At 63.4% G+C, this 14,479-nt stretch carries 14 protein-coding genes; 5 read left to right on the top strand and 9 right to left on the bottom strand.

Annotated features, from left to right (window positions below):
• Positions 1-11 precede the first annotated feature (11 nt).
• Complete coding sequence (locus tag LGH83_RS12565; RefSeq protein ID WP_227398963.1) at positions 12-893, bottom strand: LysR family transcriptional regulator; 882 nt, start codon at positions 891-893, stop codon at positions 12-14.
• A gap of 100 nt (positions 894-993) precedes the next feature.
• Between LGH83_RS12565 and LGH83_RS12560 the strand changes: the two genes are divergently transcribed.
• Both LGH83_RS12560 and LGH83_RS12555 read left to right on the top strand, forming a co-directional pair.
• Positions 994-1,923, top strand: a complete 930-nt coding sequence (locus LGH83_RS12560) for a ring-cleaving dioxygenase (RefSeq protein ID WP_227401833.1) — start codon at positions 994-996, stop codon at positions 1,921-1,923.
• Between the two features lie 11 nt (positions 1,924-1,934).
• Positions 1,935-2,570: an alpha/beta hydrolase gene (locus LGH83_RS12555; protein WP_227398962.1), complete on the top strand. Its 636-nt coding sequence runs from the start codon at positions 1,935-1,937 to the stop codon at positions 2,568-2,570.
• Positions 2,571-2,615: 45 nt separating this feature from the next.
• Here LGH83_RS12555 and LGH83_RS12550 read toward each other — a convergent pair whose 3' ends face one another.
• The gene (locus LGH83_RS12550; RefSeq protein WP_227398961.1) at positions 2,616-4,052 is read right to left on the bottom strand and encodes a DEAD/DEAH box helicase; all 1,437 of its coding nucleotides are present in this window, start codon (positions 4,050-4,052) and stop codon (positions 2,616-2,618) included.
• 157 nt (positions 4,053-4,209) lie between these two features.
• On the opposite strand from LGH83_RS12550, the gene LGH83_RS12545 reads away from it, so the two are divergent.
• On the top strand, positions 4,210-4,821 hold the full coding sequence (locus tag LGH83_RS12545; RefSeq protein WP_227398960.1) for a tetratricopeptide repeat protein: 612 nt from the start codon (positions 4,210-4,212) through the stop codon (positions 4,819-4,821).
• On the opposite strand, the gene LGH83_RS12540 is transcribed toward LGH83_RS12545, so the two are convergent.
• A complete protein-coding gene (locus tag LGH83_RS12540) occupies positions 4,777-5,523 on the bottom strand; it encodes a hypothetical protein (RefSeq protein ID WP_227398959.1) in 747 nt (248 codons plus the stop codon). The two genes, LGH83_RS12545 and LGH83_RS12540, sit on opposite strands and share 45 nt — an antisense overlap.
• A gap of 104 nt (positions 5,524-5,627) precedes the next feature.
• On the opposite strand from LGH83_RS12540, the gene LGH83_RS12535 reads away from it, so the two are divergent.
• Entirely contained in the window at positions 5,628-5,954 is a 327-nt protein-coding gene (locus tag LGH83_RS12535; RefSeq protein WP_227398958.1) for a TfoX/Sxy family protein, read from the top strand.
• Between the two features lie 232 nt (positions 5,955-6,186).
• Positions 6,187-7,851: a peroxidase family protein gene (locus LGH83_RS12530; RefSeq protein ID WP_227398957.1), complete on the top strand. Its 1,665-nt coding sequence runs from the start codon at positions 6,187-6,189 to the stop codon at positions 7,849-7,851.
• A 25-nt stretch (positions 7,852-7,876) separates the two neighbouring features.
• On the opposite strand, the gene glpK is transcribed toward LGH83_RS12530, so the two are convergent.
• From glpK to LGH83_RS12500, 6 genes are all read right to left on the bottom strand, one after another.
• On the bottom strand, positions 7,877-9,379 hold the full coding sequence (glpK, locus tag LGH83_RS12525) for a glycerol kinase GlpK (RefSeq protein ID WP_227398956.1): 1,503 nt from the start codon (positions 9,377-9,379) through the stop codon (positions 7,877-7,879).
• 100 nt (positions 9,380-9,479) lie between these two features.
• Positions 9,480-11,246: a twin-arginine translocation signal domain-containing protein gene (locus LGH83_RS12520; protein ID WP_131195398.1), complete on the bottom strand. Its 1,767-nt coding sequence runs from the start codon at positions 11,244-11,246 to the stop codon at positions 9,480-9,482.
• A gap of 92 nt (positions 11,247-11,338) precedes the next feature.
• Positions 11,339-11,632, bottom strand: coding sequence for a DUF2160 domain-containing protein (locus LGH83_RS12515; protein WP_131195397.1), 294 nt, complete (start codon positions 11,630-11,632; stop codon positions 11,339-11,341).
• Between the two features lie 9 nt (positions 11,633-11,641).
• The gene (locus LGH83_RS12510; RefSeq protein ID WP_131114110.1) at positions 11,642-12,448 is read right to left on the bottom strand and encodes a carbohydrate ABC transporter permease; all 807 of its coding nucleotides are present in this window, start codon (positions 12,446-12,448) and stop codon (positions 11,642-11,644) included.
• Positions 12,448-13,344 (bottom strand): carbohydrate ABC transporter permease, encoded by an 897-nt coding sequence (locus tag LGH83_RS12505; RefSeq protein ID WP_227398955.1) that lies wholly within the window; start codon positions 13,342-13,344, stop codon positions 12,448-12,450. The genes LGH83_RS12510 and LGH83_RS12505 overlap by 1 nt, the downstream gene beginning before the upstream one ends.
• Positions 13,341-14,465 (bottom strand): ABC transporter ATP-binding protein, encoded by a 1,125-nt coding sequence (locus tag LGH83_RS12500; protein ID WP_227398954.1) that lies wholly within the window; start codon positions 14,463-14,465, stop codon positions 13,341-13,343. The genes LGH83_RS12505 and LGH83_RS12500 overlap by 4 nt, the downstream gene beginning before the upstream one ends.
• Positions 14,466-14,479 lie beyond the last annotated feature (14 nt).

The raw sequence follows: 14,479 nt of genomic DNA, 5'->3' as shown, positions 1-14,479 counted from the left end.
GATGGCCGAAGCTAGACCGTGAGCCTATCGGCCAACCAGGTCGCGGCTGGACCGAGCAGCCGGTCGGCTCGGTGGATCACGCCGAGCGGATAATCATGCGAACGCGCCTCACTCAAGGTGAGGCGGACAAGCCGCCCGGCCTTAAGATCGGCCACGACCATCGCCTCTGGCATGTTGCCCCATCCGAGACCGGCCAGCAGCAGCGCATGTTTGGCCCCGAGGTCGCCGATCCGCCATGTCTTGAGCGACAGAACTGCAATATCCTGTCCCTCGGTCAAGGCCGAGCGGTCGGCGAGCACGATCTGGGTCGCATCGCGCACGGCATCGCGATCGGCCGTCGCAAGGGCCAGCGGATGGGTAGGGGCTGCAACCGGAACGAGCCGGACCGTGCCGATCGGCCGCTGCCGGATCGCCGCCGGCATGGCGTCGAGTTCGGTGCTGATGCCGAAGTCACAGGCCTCGTCAGCCACCAATCGCGCGACGCCGCCGAGCGCCTCCATGCTGAGCCGCAGGCTGACCATCGGAAATCGGGTCGCGAAGGCATCGAGCGCCGCGACCAACCGATCCATTGGAAACATGACGTCGATCCCGACGCGGAGCTCCGCCTCGAGACCCTTCTGCAGGCTCGCGGCGCGGCCCCGCAGCGTCTCGATCGTGGCCGTGGCGCGCCGGGCGTCGGCCAGCACCGCCCGACCCGCTTCCGTAAGGCGCGGCACCCGGCCGGAGCGGTCGAACAGCATGACGCCGATCTGCTCCTCGAGCTGGCCAACCGCGTAGCTGATGACCGATTGGGCACGGTTCAGCCGCCGCGCCGCCGCCGAGAAGCTGCCGGTTTCGGCGATGGTCGTGAGCACCTGAAGCTGCTCGAAGGTAGGGAAACCGACGCTCGGCATATCAATACTCTTGCTGGATCACGACAAGTTTATCGCGATTTCGAAGATGGGTCATGCCGCCTATCTTTCGTTCAACGCCAATGATTGGCAGGAGACGATCATGCAATACGGCATCCATCACGTGACGGCCATTTCGGGCCCGGCCCCCCGCAACCTCAAGTTTCATGTCGGGCTGCTTGGGCAGCGCCTCGTCAAGAAGACCGTCAATTTCGACGACCCAGGCACGTACCATCTCTATTACGGAGACGCGGGCGGGACGCCCGGCAGCATTCTCACCTTCTTCCCGTGGGAGCATGCCGCGGCAGGCAAGATCGGGTCCGGCGAGACGGGTGAAACCGCGTTCCGGGTTCCGGTTGCCTCGCTCACTTATTGGACGGACCGATTCGCCAAGAGCGACGTCGCGGTGCAACCGATCGAACATCGGTTCGGCGAGCCGGTGCTGCGCTTCGTCGATCCCGACGGCATGCGTCTCGCGCTCGTCGGTGTCACGGGCGCTGAGGGTGAGCCCGGCTGGACTGACGGCGATATCCCAGCCGACCATGCGATCCGTGGCTTTCACGGGGTCACGCTTCTGGTTGCCGATGTCGCGCCGACGGCCGCCGTGTTGACCGACGTCCTCGGCTTCGAGGCCAGCGGCAGGAAGGGCGCGGTGACGCGTTTCGTCGCGCCGGGCGCAACTCAAGGCGGCGTGATCGATCTCAAAGCCGTGCCCGGCATGTCACGTGGACGTCAGGGCGCCGGTTCGGTCCATCATGTGGCGTTTCGGGCGGCCGACGATGCAGCGCAGGCCGAGATGGCGCGAAAACTCGTCGAGCATCACGGGCTGCCCACCACGGAGCAGAAGGATCGGCAATATTTCCGCTCCGTCTATTTCCGCGAACCCGGCGGCACGATTTTCGAGATCGCGACCGATCAGCCTGGTTTTGCGGTCGACGAACCGCAGGATCGGCTCGGCGAGGCGCTGAAACTTCCGGCTTTCCTGGAAGCCAGCCGAAGCCGTATCGAGGCAGTCCTGCCCGCCCTCACCTGAAAGCTGCGTCGATGACCCTCGCGTTCCATCATCGCGTCGTCCCGGCTAGTGTGCCGGGCCGAACGCCTTTGCTGCTGCTGCATGGCACTGGCGGCGACGAGAATGATCTTGTGCCGCTCGGGGAGGCGCTATCGCGCGGCGCGGCGCTGCTGTCGCCCAGAGGTCAGGTGCTCGAGCGTGGAATGCCGCGCTTCTTCAGCCGCAGCGGCGAGGGCGTGTTCGACCCCGACGAGGTGCGCCAACGCGCCCTTGGCCTCGCGGATTTCATCGCCGAGGCGCGACGCACCTATGATCTTGCGGCACCGATCGCCGTGGGATTCTCGAACGGCGCCAATGTCGCGGCCGTCATCATGATGCTGCGGCCCGACGTTTTGGCCGGCGCCATCCTGCTGCGGCCCATGGCGGTGCTGGATGACTTGGCGTCGGGCGAGGCGGGTTTGCCGCTGCTGGCGGGGCGGTCGATTCTCATGCTGTCGGGTTCGAATGACCCGATCGTTCCGGCCGGGAGCGCCGAATGGCTCGCCTCGCGGTTGATGGCGGGGGGCGCCGCGGTCGAACATCGGCGGCTCCAGGCCGGCCACAATCTGACCCTTGACGACATGTCGATCGCCAAGGCATGGCTTGCCTTGACCGATCGGATCGCCTGACCGCCTGACCGCCTGCGCGATGGGTCGTCGAGCCTCGCTCGGCCGTTACGCGGCGGCTTCGACCTCTGCCGCGATGACGCTGAGGATCGCCTCGACCATGGCCGTATCGTCGCCGGCCATGCCGTCCATCGCGGCCATGCGGCCGACAGCGGTGGCGGCAATCCGTTCCTCCACCGTCTCCTCCGCATAGGCGTAGTAGATTAGGGCACGCTGACCATCGCGGTGACAGCGGCCCTCGACCTGCTGCAACTGGATGGCGCTATGGCGCATATCGTGGATCACCAATGAGCGCAGTTTTGATCCGCCCACCATCTCGTTTCGATGCAGCGAGATCGATTCCGTGACGGTGAACACCACCACATCGGCCTCGCCGGTCTGGAAAGCGACGCGCGCCGCCTCGTTCGCGTCGCCGCTTCGTGTCCCGTTGATGATCGCGACGCGCCGCCCTTTGGCCGAAAGCGTGTCGGATAGGATCGCGCTGGTTTCGAGATAGGCGACCGAGACAGCGACCTGTTGCCCATCGAGCAACAGTTCCTCCACGAAGTCGGCGGTGCCGGCGACGCGCAGCAGGCTGGCTTTCTGCCGGAAGCGGAGGTCGGCCGCCCAGCCCGCCGGCTTGCGCGTGCTGCCGCCCAGCAGGCCGAACTCGCGCCGGAACTCGCGCCACGTTGCCTCGTAGAGCCGCCGCGCCTCGCGATCGAGAGCCGTTGGCGCAAGCTCGCGCTGCACTTCGGGCCAGCCCGCGATATCGTCTGGACGCCGCCGCAGCCCGATGGCGCGATCGCCCTTGTAGAGCAGATCCGCCATGACGCCGCGATCGCGTGCATTCGGCTCCCAGCTCCAATTGGTCCAGCGGCCCTTGGCACGGCCAATCCCGAGCCCCTTCATCAGCATCCGAAAATCGGCCAGCGTCTCGGTCGGGCAATGGGCCGCGTGGCCGAGCAGCTTGCCGAGATAGCCAAGTTCATGCGGCGACTGGCCGGCCGTCGCGCTCATGTAGATGGTGAAGCGGGCCGCCTCGGCAATCTGCCGACACGCCATGGTCTGCTGCGCATAGGGATTGCGAAGCCGGTGGCTCTCGTCGAACACGACGATCGGCCAGGTTCGCTTCGGCCTTCCATGGCGCGCAATCTCGTTATTCTTGGCCCGCACGGAGCGGCGCGTGCTGGCTGGCGGCGCCGCAAGCAATGCCTTGCTCCGCTCGTAATTGGTCAGCGTGACCTGCTTTGCGGCGAGGCCAGACCGCGCGATGGTTCGGCGCCATTGCGGGAGGCCGCCTTTGGGGCAAACGATGAGGATGTCGGCTTCCGGCATGGCCGCGATAGCGGCCCAGACCGATAATGTCTTGCCGAGGCCGGTCAGATCACCGAGCAGAAAACCAGGGCTTCCGGCCGCGCGAGCCGCCAGGATACGGTCCCGCGCCTCGATCTGATGCGGGCGGGGAACAAGGAGGGTGGACGAAGATCGAGCCGTGTCGTCCATGCGGTCGAATGTCTCGATGATCCGTGCTCAAGTGGCGATTGGCTCGCTTTTGCGGGGGCCGCGTGCGCGCGTCAAGCCGTGCGCTTTGTGTTTTGGAGAGCCGGGAGCCGTGCCGAACCACCAACCTTCCGCCGAAGATGCGCTACGACGCGCCGCCGTGCTTTCGCCTGACGCGCCTGAGCCTCTGTTCGGGCTATGCGCCCTGCTGCTGCAACGGGGCGCCGCCGAGGCACAGGCGATGCTCGGCGATCTCCTGGCTCGGTTTCCCCGGGATGCGCCCGGCTGGGAGGGGCTCGGCGTGGTGCTCGAACAGGCCGGCAAAGCCGAGGCGGCGCTGGTCTGTTTCGGCAAAGCCGCCGCCGTGGCCCCGTCCTTCATGCTCGCGATGCGGCAAGGGGGGCTGTTGCGCCAACTTGGCCGTCACCCCGCGGCTGCTGCGTGCTTCGAGCAGGCCGTGTCGCTGAATGCCGGAAACGGCCTGGCGTGGTTTCGGCTCGGGTTGTGCCGCCAGGATGCGGTCGATCTGTCGGGAGCCGCGACCGCCTATCAAACGGCACTCGATAGCGAACCGGCCTTGGCCGAAGCCGCCGTCAATCTCGGCACGGTGCTGCAGGATGCGGGACGGCTCGACGAGGCGAAACAGGCCTATGGACGCGCCGTGCGGACCCGCGGCGACACGTTCGGCCGCGTCGCCCAGGCTTTGACGACCTCGGCCAAAGGGGAGCTATGGCTCGATCTCGGGCGTCTCCGGCGCGATCTCGCCGGCTGAGCGCGGGCGCTTGGCCCGGAAGCGCGTCCGATAGGCGCCTTGCTGGCCCAGCAGGGTCGCGGCCGTCGCGTCGTAGCGTTGCTGCTGCTCCGGTGTGAAACCGCCGATGTCGAGATCCAGCGCCGTCCGCGCCACCGGAAAACACTGTGCCACAGGCGTGCCGCGCTTCAGCACGCCCTCGAAATCGGGGTCGATCCAAACGGCCGGAAACAGAATGCCAACGTCGGTAAAGAGGTCGGCATCCACCATGCCGGTGAGCAGCCGGAACGGCAGGTCGAACCGGTTGGCCGGGTGCATGGCGAAGAGCGAATAGCCGGGTTCGAGCTCAATGGTCCAAAAGCTGTTGAACTTGACGATGGCGCAATCGTCCCGATGAAACGGCGTGCCCGAGACCTGGGCCGGAACATGGAAGCTGAGCGGCGAACGGGGATGGGCTTCGACGTTGAGCGGCGGCAGATCCCAGTCCCATGACAGCCGCCCATCGCTGGCGACGACATCGCAAGGCAGCAGGATCATGAATCCATGGCTCATCGCATCGACGAAGGGCGGGCATTGCTTGACGGTGCGAACATCCTGCCCGTGCGTCTCGGAAAACGCCTTGGCCGGCATGGCGCGCAGCCAATCCGGCAGGACGGCTCGCGCCGGAACGGGCCGTTCCAGCCGGTCGATCAAGGCCGGGTCGCAACGGAAGGTGATACGCATGGACGGCAGTGATCCCGCAATCGTCGGAGCCGCGCCTCTGACTCGAGGGCGACGGCAGTCTATATGGATCTGCCCAGACGACCACCCAGAGGGACGACACAGACGTGGACAAGGCCGTGATCGAAGAGATGTTCCTGGCCCTCGGGCCCGTCACGATCAAACGTCTGTTTGGCGGCAAGGGCGTCTATCACGAGGGCCGGATCATCGCGGTCGAAGTTGCGAGAGAGATGCTGCTCAAGGCGGATCCGATCAGCGCTCCGGCGTTCGAGGCCGCGGGTGCCCGACGCTGGGCCTACACCGACCGCAAGGGCAAGGCGGTCGGGATGCCCTATTGGTCCATCCCGGAGGAGGCGTTCGACGATCCCGACATCATGGCGCATTGGGTTCGGTTGGCGGATGCGGCTGCGCGACGTGTGAACCCGGGCGGCTGAAACGCGGTGCGCTTGAACACATGTCCTTCCGGTTTCGTCATTATTATTTCATTATCGACGTGAACCGCGACAGATGACGCTTGCGTATTGTATAGATTTATACATCATCGACTTGACGCATTCGGACAAATTGGGCAGACTGCGGCTGTAGAAACAAATTACATTTCATTTTATCTATAAACTATCAAATAAATCATAAAAGACTTAATTTATTCATTTGAGGATATTGATCATGTCCGCAAGCGCGCATGGATTCATAGGATCTCATCTCCAGCCCTTCACTGAACTCTTGCCACTGAAGATGGCGATGTTCGATCCGCACAAGCTTCTTCAATTGTCGAAGATGATGAAGGCGGATTTCGACACCTTGAAAGATGGCCCAGACCCCGAAGAAAATCTGTGGGTCCCGGCGGGGTATACGTATTTCGCCCAATTCGTCGATCACGACCTGACGTTCGACAGCACGTCGTCGCTCAATCCAGCCGATCGGCCGCCGCAAGGGTCGCATATCCCCTCCAACCTGCGGACGCCGCGCTTCGACCTCGATAACGTCTATGGCGACGGACCGGACGCCCAACCCTTCATGTATGATTCGGACGGCGCCACGCTTCTGACCGGTACGAACGACCTGTTGAGGGCGCCGAACGGTCGCGCGATCATTGGCGATAAGCGCAACGACGAAAATTCGATTGTCTGCCAGATCCAGCTCGGGATGATCCGCTATCACAACACGATCGTGGCGGCCCTGAAGACCGAGCCTCCGGACACGTGGAATGTGCCGAACGACCTCTTCGCTTCGGCGCAGAACGAGGTCCGCTGGACCTATCACCTCATTCTGGTTCAAGACTTCCTGCCGCGCATCATCAAACACGAGGTGTTGGCGGATCTCGAAGGACAGACGCCGCATGAGCGCAAAGGGGCGTATGCGCTCTATACGAAAGAAAAAAGAGCCAATCTTCCGCGTGAATTCGTCGGCGCGGCCTATCGCTATGGCCATTCGGGGGTCCGCTTCGGCTATCGGCTGAACACGATCACGATTCTGTCGATCTTCAAGGGGACCAAACCCCCGGTCGTCGACGACAGCCTGCTCGGCTTCGATCCGCTTCCGACAACCCACGTCATCGACGATTGGGGACGGTTCTTCCCAGCCTCCGCGCCGGGTGCCGACATCGGATTGACCGGACGGGTCGCGGCTGGCGACCACCCCGACACTCAAGTGCAGCTGCAATATGCCTATAAGCTTGATGCGACGATCGTCGACCCGCTCGCCGTCTTGCCCCTGATCGTCCCGGAGCCCCATGCGGCCGACCAAGCCGCCGCGGCCATCGCTCCCGACGCGCTCCCGACCTATCCAGGGCAGGACGGACCCAATCCGCTTCCGTCACTCGCGCTGCTGAACCTGCTTCGCGGCAACACCTACGGCATCGCGACGGGCCAGAGCTTCGTGCATGCATTGCGGTTGGCAGGAAAGCCGGTGACGGTTATCGATCCGCATAGGATCGTGGTCCGCGTGTCGACCGATGCGACGCCGGTCGGTGACGATCCGAATGCGCCCGACAAGCCGCAGGCGTTCCAATGGACGGCGCCGCCGGAAGACTTTGCGACGCGCACGCCGCTTTGGTTCTATGTGCTCGCCGAAGCACAAGCCCCGATTGTTCAAGCGATCCCAGGGGACACAAGCCGGGTCTTTACCGAGACGCAGTTGCTCAACGGCCCCGGTGCCCTGAGCCAATTGGGCTGGGTCGGCGGACGCATCATCGGCGAGGTCTTCTACGCGCTTCTCGACGAAGATGCCGACTCGGTCTTCAACCATCCAGCCGCCCACGGCTTCGTGCCGAGGTTCGCTCGCGGTCCCGGCGGCTTGACTTGCATGCGGAATCTGCTGGACTTCAAGTGAGACGCGACCGTCGTCGGGTCTCACCTCAAGGCTTCAGCACCGTGCGGGCCACCGCCTCGTGCCAGCCCTTGAGCTTGGCGTCGCGTCGAGCAGGCGCCATGGCAGGCTCGAACCGCGTTTCGAGATGCCATGTGGCGGCAAATTCCTCCGGGCTCGGGTAGAGGCCGGATTGTAGTCCCGCCAGATAGCCCGCCCCGAGCGCCGTCGTCTCCCGCACGATCGGGCGATCGACCGGCGCGTCGATCATGTCGGCGACCGATTGCATGGTCCAGTCGCTCGCGCTCATGCCGCCGTCGGCACGGATCACTGATTTGTCGAGACTGACGCCGCTCTGCTGCACGTCCTTCTGCATGGCGTCGATGAGATCGCGCGTTTGATAGGCGACGCTTTCAAGCGCCGCGCGGGCGATCTCGAACCGCGTCGTGGCGCGCGTCAGCCCGGTGATGGTGCCGCGCGCGTCGGCATCCCAGGTCGGTGCTCCGAGCCCGACGAAGGCCGGAACGATATAGACGGCCTGTTCCTGGTCAGATTTCTCGGCGAGTTGCCCCGTCTCGGCCGATGAGCGGACGATCCCGAGCCCATCGCGAAGCCATTGGACGGTTGCGCCCGCTGAGAAGATCGAGCCTTCCAGTGCGTAATGTCGATGCCCCTTGAGCTGGTAGGCGATGGTCGAGAGCAACCGATGCGTCGAGGCGATCGGCTTCGGCCCGGTGTTCAGAAGCACGAAGCAGCCCGTTCCGAAGGTCGATTTGACCATACCGGGTGCGAAACACGCCTGACCGATCAGGGCCGCCTGTTGGTCGCCCGCGATACCACGGATCGGCAACGACAGGCCGAGATGCTCCGGGGCCGCGATGCCGAACTCGGCCGCGCAATCCTTCACCTCGGGCAGCAAGGGTCGCGGCACGCGGAACAGCTTCAGCAGGTCGGCATCCCAACGTCCCTTGTGGATGTCGTAGAGCGCCGTCCGCGACGCATTGGTGGCGTCTGTGGCGTGCACCGCTCCATTGGTCAGCCGCCACAATAGGAAGGTGTCGACGGTGCCGAAGGCGAGGTCGCCGCGTTCCGCTTTCTCACGCGCGCCGTCCACATGGTCCAGCATCCAGGCGATCTTGGTGGCGGAGAAATAGGGGTCGAGCAGCAGTCCGGAGCGCTGTTGCACCAGCGGCTCGCATCCTTCTGCCTTGAGGGTCGCGCAGATCGAGGCGGTGCGTCGGTCCTGCCACACGATGGCATTGTGGATCGGCTCACCGGTCGTACGATCCCAGATCAGGATCGTTTCGCGCTGATTGGTGATGCCGAGGGCCGCGATGGTGGTGCCGGCCGCGGCGGCGCGTTGCAGCGCGATGCGGGCGGTCGAGAGGCTGGTGCGCCAGAGGTCCTTGGGGTCGTGCTCGACCCAGCCGGACTGTGGGAACAGCTGCGGAAATTCTTCCTGTGCGGTCGCGGTCGGCAACGCATCCGGACCGAACACAATGGCGCGGGTCGAGGTGGTGCCTTGATCGATGACGAGAACCGAACCGGACATAAAGGGCCTTCAACTCAGGGATCGTTGCGGCGCTTCGCTTGAGGAATGCCGGTCGGGGATGGGCGATCCCCAGGAGGGGACCGCCCACGTGTCGTGTGCGTCAGGCTTTCTTGGGCGGGGTCGACGGCCAGCTCTTGATCAGAGCATCGTAATCGACGGTTTCGCCCTTCGGCTTCTCATCGGCCAGCTTGCGCTGGGGCGCGAGATTGCCGTCTTTTTCGGATTTGGCGAACCAATATTCGGCCGTCTCTTCCTTGTTCATCTTGGGTCCGAGCTTGCCCTGCACGCCCGACTTTTCGAGGCGCGCCATAATGGCATCCTGGTCGCGGGCGAGGCCGTCCATCGCTTGCTGGGGCGTCACCTGGCCCGAGATCGCGTTGGAAATGTTCTGCCACCAGACCTGGGCCATCTTGCCATAATCCGGCACGTTGACGCCGGTCGGGGTCCACTGCTTGCGGGCCGGGCTGCGATAGAACTCGACGAGGCCACCAACCTTCGGGGCGAGTTCGGTCATGGCCGGGTGCCACACGTCGCTCTCGCGGATGAGATGCAACGAGGTGAGCGCCTTTTTGAGCGACACGGTCTTCGAGGTACAGAACTGCGCGTAGAGCCAACCCGCCTTGAGGTTCGGCATCGGCGCATATTTCAGCATCGTCCAGCCACCGACGTCCTGGTAACCGAGCTTCATGCCCTCTTTCCAGTAAGCGCCATGCGGCGAGGGCGCCATCCGCCACTTCGGCGTACCGTCCTCGTTCATGACCGGACCGGGCTGGCGTGCACTGTCCGTGAAGGCCGAATACCAGAAGATCTGCTGGGCGATATGGCCCTGGCCGACAACCGGGCCGGATTCGAGAAAGTCCATACCGGCAGCTTCCGGCGGCGCGTATTTCTTCAACCATTCGATATATTTGGTCAAAGCATAGACGGCAGCCGGACCGTTGGCGTCACCGCCGCGGGTGATCGACGAGCCGACCGGGATGCCGTTTTCGGCCCGGATGCCCCATTCGTCGACGGGCTTGCCGTTCGGCAGGCCGCGATCGCCTGCGCCGGCCATCGAGAGCCAAGCATCGGTGAAGCGCCAGCCGAGCGAGGGATCCTTCTTGCCGTAATCCATATGGCCGTAGACGCGCTGGCCATCGATCTCTTTGACATCGTTCGAGAAGAAGTCGGCGATATCCTCATAGGCCGACCAATTGACCGGCACGCCAAGCTCATAGCCGTATTTGGCCTTGAACTTTTCCTTGAGGTCGGCGCGCTGGAACCAATCGTGCCGGAACCAATAAAGGTTGGCGAATTGCTGGTCGGGCAGCTGGTAGAGCTTGCCGTCCGTGAAGGTCGCGAAAGACAAGCCCATGAAATCGGCGAGATCGAGACCGGGGTTGGTCACGTCCTTGCCGTCGTTGGCCATGAAGTCGGTCAGCGAGCCGCCTACGATGTCGTTGTAGCGCGGGTGGGTGCCGATGAAGTCCGTGTCGTTCATCCAGAAATCATAGATCGGACGACCCGACTGCATCTCGACTTCGATTTTATCGACGAGCGTTCCCTCGTCCATGATGTCGTGTTTAACATCGATGCCGGTGATTTCGCCGAACGCTTTGGTGAGCGTCTTGGATTCGTAATCGTGAACCTTGAGCGATTCCGAAACGCAATTGACCTTCATCCCGGCGAACGGCTTGGCGGCGTTGATGAACCATTCCATCTCGGCCATTTGCTCGTCTTTCGACAAGGTCGAGGGATTGAACTCGGTATCGATCCACTTTTTCGCGGCATCGACCTTCTGGGCGAAGCTGGGTGTGCTCTTGATGATACCAGCCGCTCCGGCGATGCCGAGGGCGGCACCGCCCTTCAATACGTCACGACGATCCATAGGGTGTCCTCCTTTGCTTTGGTCCGGATGCGGAATCGCTCCGGTTTTGTCTTTGGCTCCGCCCAAACCTCAGCGAACGGAACGATTTCGCCTCATGCGAAACGAAACATGATCGCGGCCAGAAGCAGCGATGCGATTGCGGGATAGAGGAAATTGTCGACCCCGAACCGAATGAAAAACAGGAAGATGAAGGCGCTCGCCAGCAAGGAGGCAAACAGCCTGTCGCTGCGGGTCGTGGCGAAGCGCAGAATGCCGACATGCGGGGTTTCGGGCCGATAGACCGCCAGCAGCGTCATGACGACCAGCATGGCCGCGATGGCCCCGAAGAACACCATGGTCTGCCAAGTCCAGGCCATCCAGGCAAGATGTTGAGCGATGTAGTCCATGGATGCTCCTCAAACCCGCCCGAGGGCAAAGCCCTTGGCGATGTGGTTGCGGACGAACCAGATCACGATCGCGCCGGGAATCATGGTGAGGACGCCGGCCGCTGACAGCAGGCCCCAATCGAGGCCGGCGGCCGAATAGGCGCGCGACATCATCGCGGCGATCGGCTTGGCATCCACGGTCGTCAGCGTCGAGGCGAGCAATTGCTCCACCCAGGAGAACATGAAGCAGAAGAAGGCCGCGACCCCGATGCCATTCGCGATCAGCGGCAGGAAGATCTTGATGAAGAACCGCGGAAACGAATAGCCGTCGATCATCGCGGTTTCGTCGATCTCGCGCGGCACGCCCGAAATAAAGCCTTCCAAGATCCAGACCGCCAGCGGCACGTTGAAGAGGCAATGCGCCAGCGCCACGGCCCAGATCGAGTCGAACAGCCCGATCGACGAATAGAGATTGAAGAACGGCATCGCATAGACGGCCGGGGGTGCCATCAGGTTCGACAGCAACCAGAAAAACAGCGGTTTGTCGCCGATGAAGCGGTAGCGGCTGAACGCATAGGCGGCCGGGAGCGCGATGGTGACCGACACGACCGTGTTCACGGCCACGTAAAGGATCGAGTTGATGAAACTCGCATGCCAGTCGGGGTCGTTGAAGATTTTGCGATAATTGTCGAGGACGGGTGCATGGGGCCACAAGGTCAACCCCGACATGATGTCGGTGTTGGTCTTGAAGCTCATGTTGATGAGCCAATAAACCGGAATCAGCAGGAACAGCATGTAGAGAGCCATGCCGAGGGGACGCCCCATCGTGCCGCGCATCAGGCCGTCTCCTTGGCGTCTGCATGGGTCGTATAGGTGAAAAAGATCCAGCACACCGTCAGCGTGATGAGGTTGTAGACCAGCGAATAGGCGGCCGCATTGCCGAGGTCGACTTGGCCGAGCGCCATCTTGACGAGGTCGATCGACAGAAAGCTCGTGGCTTCACCCGGGCCGCCGCCCGTCACCGTGAAGGGCTCGGTGTAGATCATGAAGCTGCCCATGAAACGCAGCAGCATGCCGATGATCAGCACCTTGCGAAGCTTCTGCAATTCGATGTTGGTGAACACCGCCCAGCGATTTGCGCCGTCGATCCGCGCGGCCTGATAATAGGCGTCGGGGATTGCCTTCAGGCCGGCGTAGCAGAGCAGCGCCACCATCGAGGTCCAGTGCCAGACATCCATGATGATCAGCGTGAACCAGGCCGAGGTCGCATCCTGCGTGACGTTGAAGCCGGTGAAGCCGATCGCCCGCAGGCCGACGCCGAGCAGGCCAATATCGCCGCGCGTGAACAACTGCCAGATCACGCCGACGACGTTGTAGGGGATCAGAAGCGGAAGCGCGATGATGACCAGAACGGCACCCACCTTCCAGCCGTGTTTCGGAATGCAAAGCGACACGGCGATGCCGAGCGGGATTTCGAGCGCCAGCACCACGAAGGAGAAGATGAGATTGCGGGCCAGCGCACCCTGAAAGCGCTTGCCGACCTCCGTGGTGGGATCGAGCAGGTTCTGGAACCAGCCCGCGCCGTTCCAGAAAAAGTTGTTCTGGCCCATCGTGTCCTGAACCGAATAGTTCAGCACCGTCATCATCGGGATCAGCGACGAGAACAGCACGAAGACCAGCACCGGCACGACGAAAAACCAGGCGCGGTTGTCCCAGATCTTGGTCTCGGTCATCGGGCGCTCCCCTCGGCATAGGCCGGTTGCAGACCGGCGACCGCGACACCTTCGACGAGCTTGTCGTCGCGATAGATATGCGTGCGGGCCGGATCGAAATGGACGCGCGCCTCGTCGCCCTCGATCGACAGGCCGTTCGGCACGAAGGCCACCATCGGCTGGTCGCCGAGACTCACGTGAGCGAGCCGTCGCCGCCCGAGGTCGTCGACCCGTCTGACCTTGACGGGCAAACCGCCCGAGCCGGTTAGTGTCGCGTAATCCGGGCGGATCCCGAGTTTCACGGCCGCGTCGTCGGCCAGGGTCGGATAGGCTGAGCCGAGCGCGATCGCATGTCCGCCGACCGTGATGGTGCGGCCCGAAATGTGACCGTCAAGGAAGTTCATGCCGGGCGAGCCGATGAAATAGCCGACAAATGTATGGGCCGGGCGTTCGAACAGGTCCGACGGCGTGCCGATCTGCACGGCGCGTCCCTCGTTCATGACCACCACCTGATCGGCGAAGGTCAGCGCCTCGGTCTGGTCGTGGGTCACGTAGATCATCAGAAGATCGAGGGCGCGATGCACCTCCTTCAGCTTCGAGCGCAGTTCCCACTTCAGCGCCGGGTCGATGACGGTCAGCGGCTCGTCGAACAGCACGGCGGAGACGTCGGAGCGGACGAGGCCGCGGCCGAGCGAGATCTTCTGCTTGGCATCGGCCGTGAGGCCCCGCGCGCGGCGCTTCAGGTCGCTCGTGAGATCGAGCATGGCGGCGATCTCCTGCACGCGCGCATCGATCTTGGCTTTCGGAACCTTCCGGTTCTTGAGCGGAAAGGCGAGGTTTTCGGCCACCGTCATTGTGTCGTAGATGACCGGAAACTGGAACACCTGGGCAATGTTGCGTTGTTCGGTCGGCAGGCGGGTCACGTCGCGATCGCCGAACAGCAACCGCCCTTCGGAGGGGATCACCAGCCCCGAAATGATGTTGAGCAACGTCGTCTTGCCACAGCCCGATGGTCCGAGAAGCGCATAGGCTTTCCCGGCCTCCCACACGTGATGCAAGGGTTTCAGGGCATAGTCTTTGTCGCTGCGCGCCGGTCCGCCGCCATAGGCGTGTCCGATGCCATCCAGGGTGATCTGCGCCATACCATCCTCTCCGA

The organism is Lichenihabitans sp. PAMC28606, assembly GCF_020616535.1.
In the GTDB taxonomy this organism is placed as follows: Bacteria; Pseudomonadota; Alphaproteobacteria; order Rhizobiales; family Beijerinckiaceae; genus Lichenihabitans; species Lichenihabitans psoromatis.
This window is presented reverse-complemented; position numbering and strand designations above follow the sequence as displayed.

Coding starts and splice junctions, on each gene's coding strand:
- LGH83_RS12505 (WP_227398955.1), bottom strand. CDS start 13,344: ATGACCGAGACCAAGATCTGGGACAACCGCGCCTGGTTTTTCGTCGTG.
- LGH83_RS12555 (WP_227398962.1), top strand. CDS start 1,935: ATGACCCTCGCGTTCCATCATCGCGTCGTCCCGGCTAGTGTGCCGGGC.
- LGH83_RS12530 (WP_227398957.1), top strand. CDS start 6,187: ATGTCCGCAAGCGCGCATGGATTCATAGGATCTCATCTCCAGCCCTTC.
- LGH83_RS12540 (WP_227398959.1), bottom strand. CDS start 5,523: ATGCGTATCACCTTCCGTTGCGACCCGGCCTTGATCGACCGGCTGGAA.
- LGH83_RS12520 (WP_131195398.1), bottom strand. CDS start 11,246: ATGGATCGTCGTGACGTATTGAAGGGCGGTGCCGCCCTCGGCATCGCC.
- LGH83_RS12550 (WP_227398961.1), bottom strand. CDS start 4,052: ATGGACGACACGGCTCGATCTTCGTCCACCCTCCTTGTTCCCCGCCCG.
- LGH83_RS12510 (WP_131114110.1), bottom strand. CDS start 12,448: ATGCGCGGCACGATGGGGCGTCCCCTCGGCATGGCTCTCTACATGCTG.
- LGH83_RS12565 (WP_227398963.1), bottom strand. CDS start 893: ATGCCGAGCGTCGGTTTCCCTACCTTCGAGCAGCTTCAGGTGCTCACG.
- LGH83_RS12500 (WP_227398954.1), bottom strand. CDS start 14,465: ATGGCGCAGATCACCCTGGATGGCATCGGACACGCCTATGGCGGCGGA.
- glpK (WP_227398956.1), bottom strand. CDS start 9,379: ATGTCCGGTTCGGTTCTCGTCATCGATCAAGGCACCACCTCGACCCGC.
- LGH83_RS12560 (WP_227401833.1), top strand. CDS start 994: ATGCAATACGGCATCCATCACGTGACGGCCATTTCGGGCCCGGCCCCC.
- LGH83_RS12515 (WP_131195397.1), bottom strand. CDS start 11,632: ATGGACTACATCGCTCAACATCTTGCCTGGATGGCCTGGACTTGGCAG.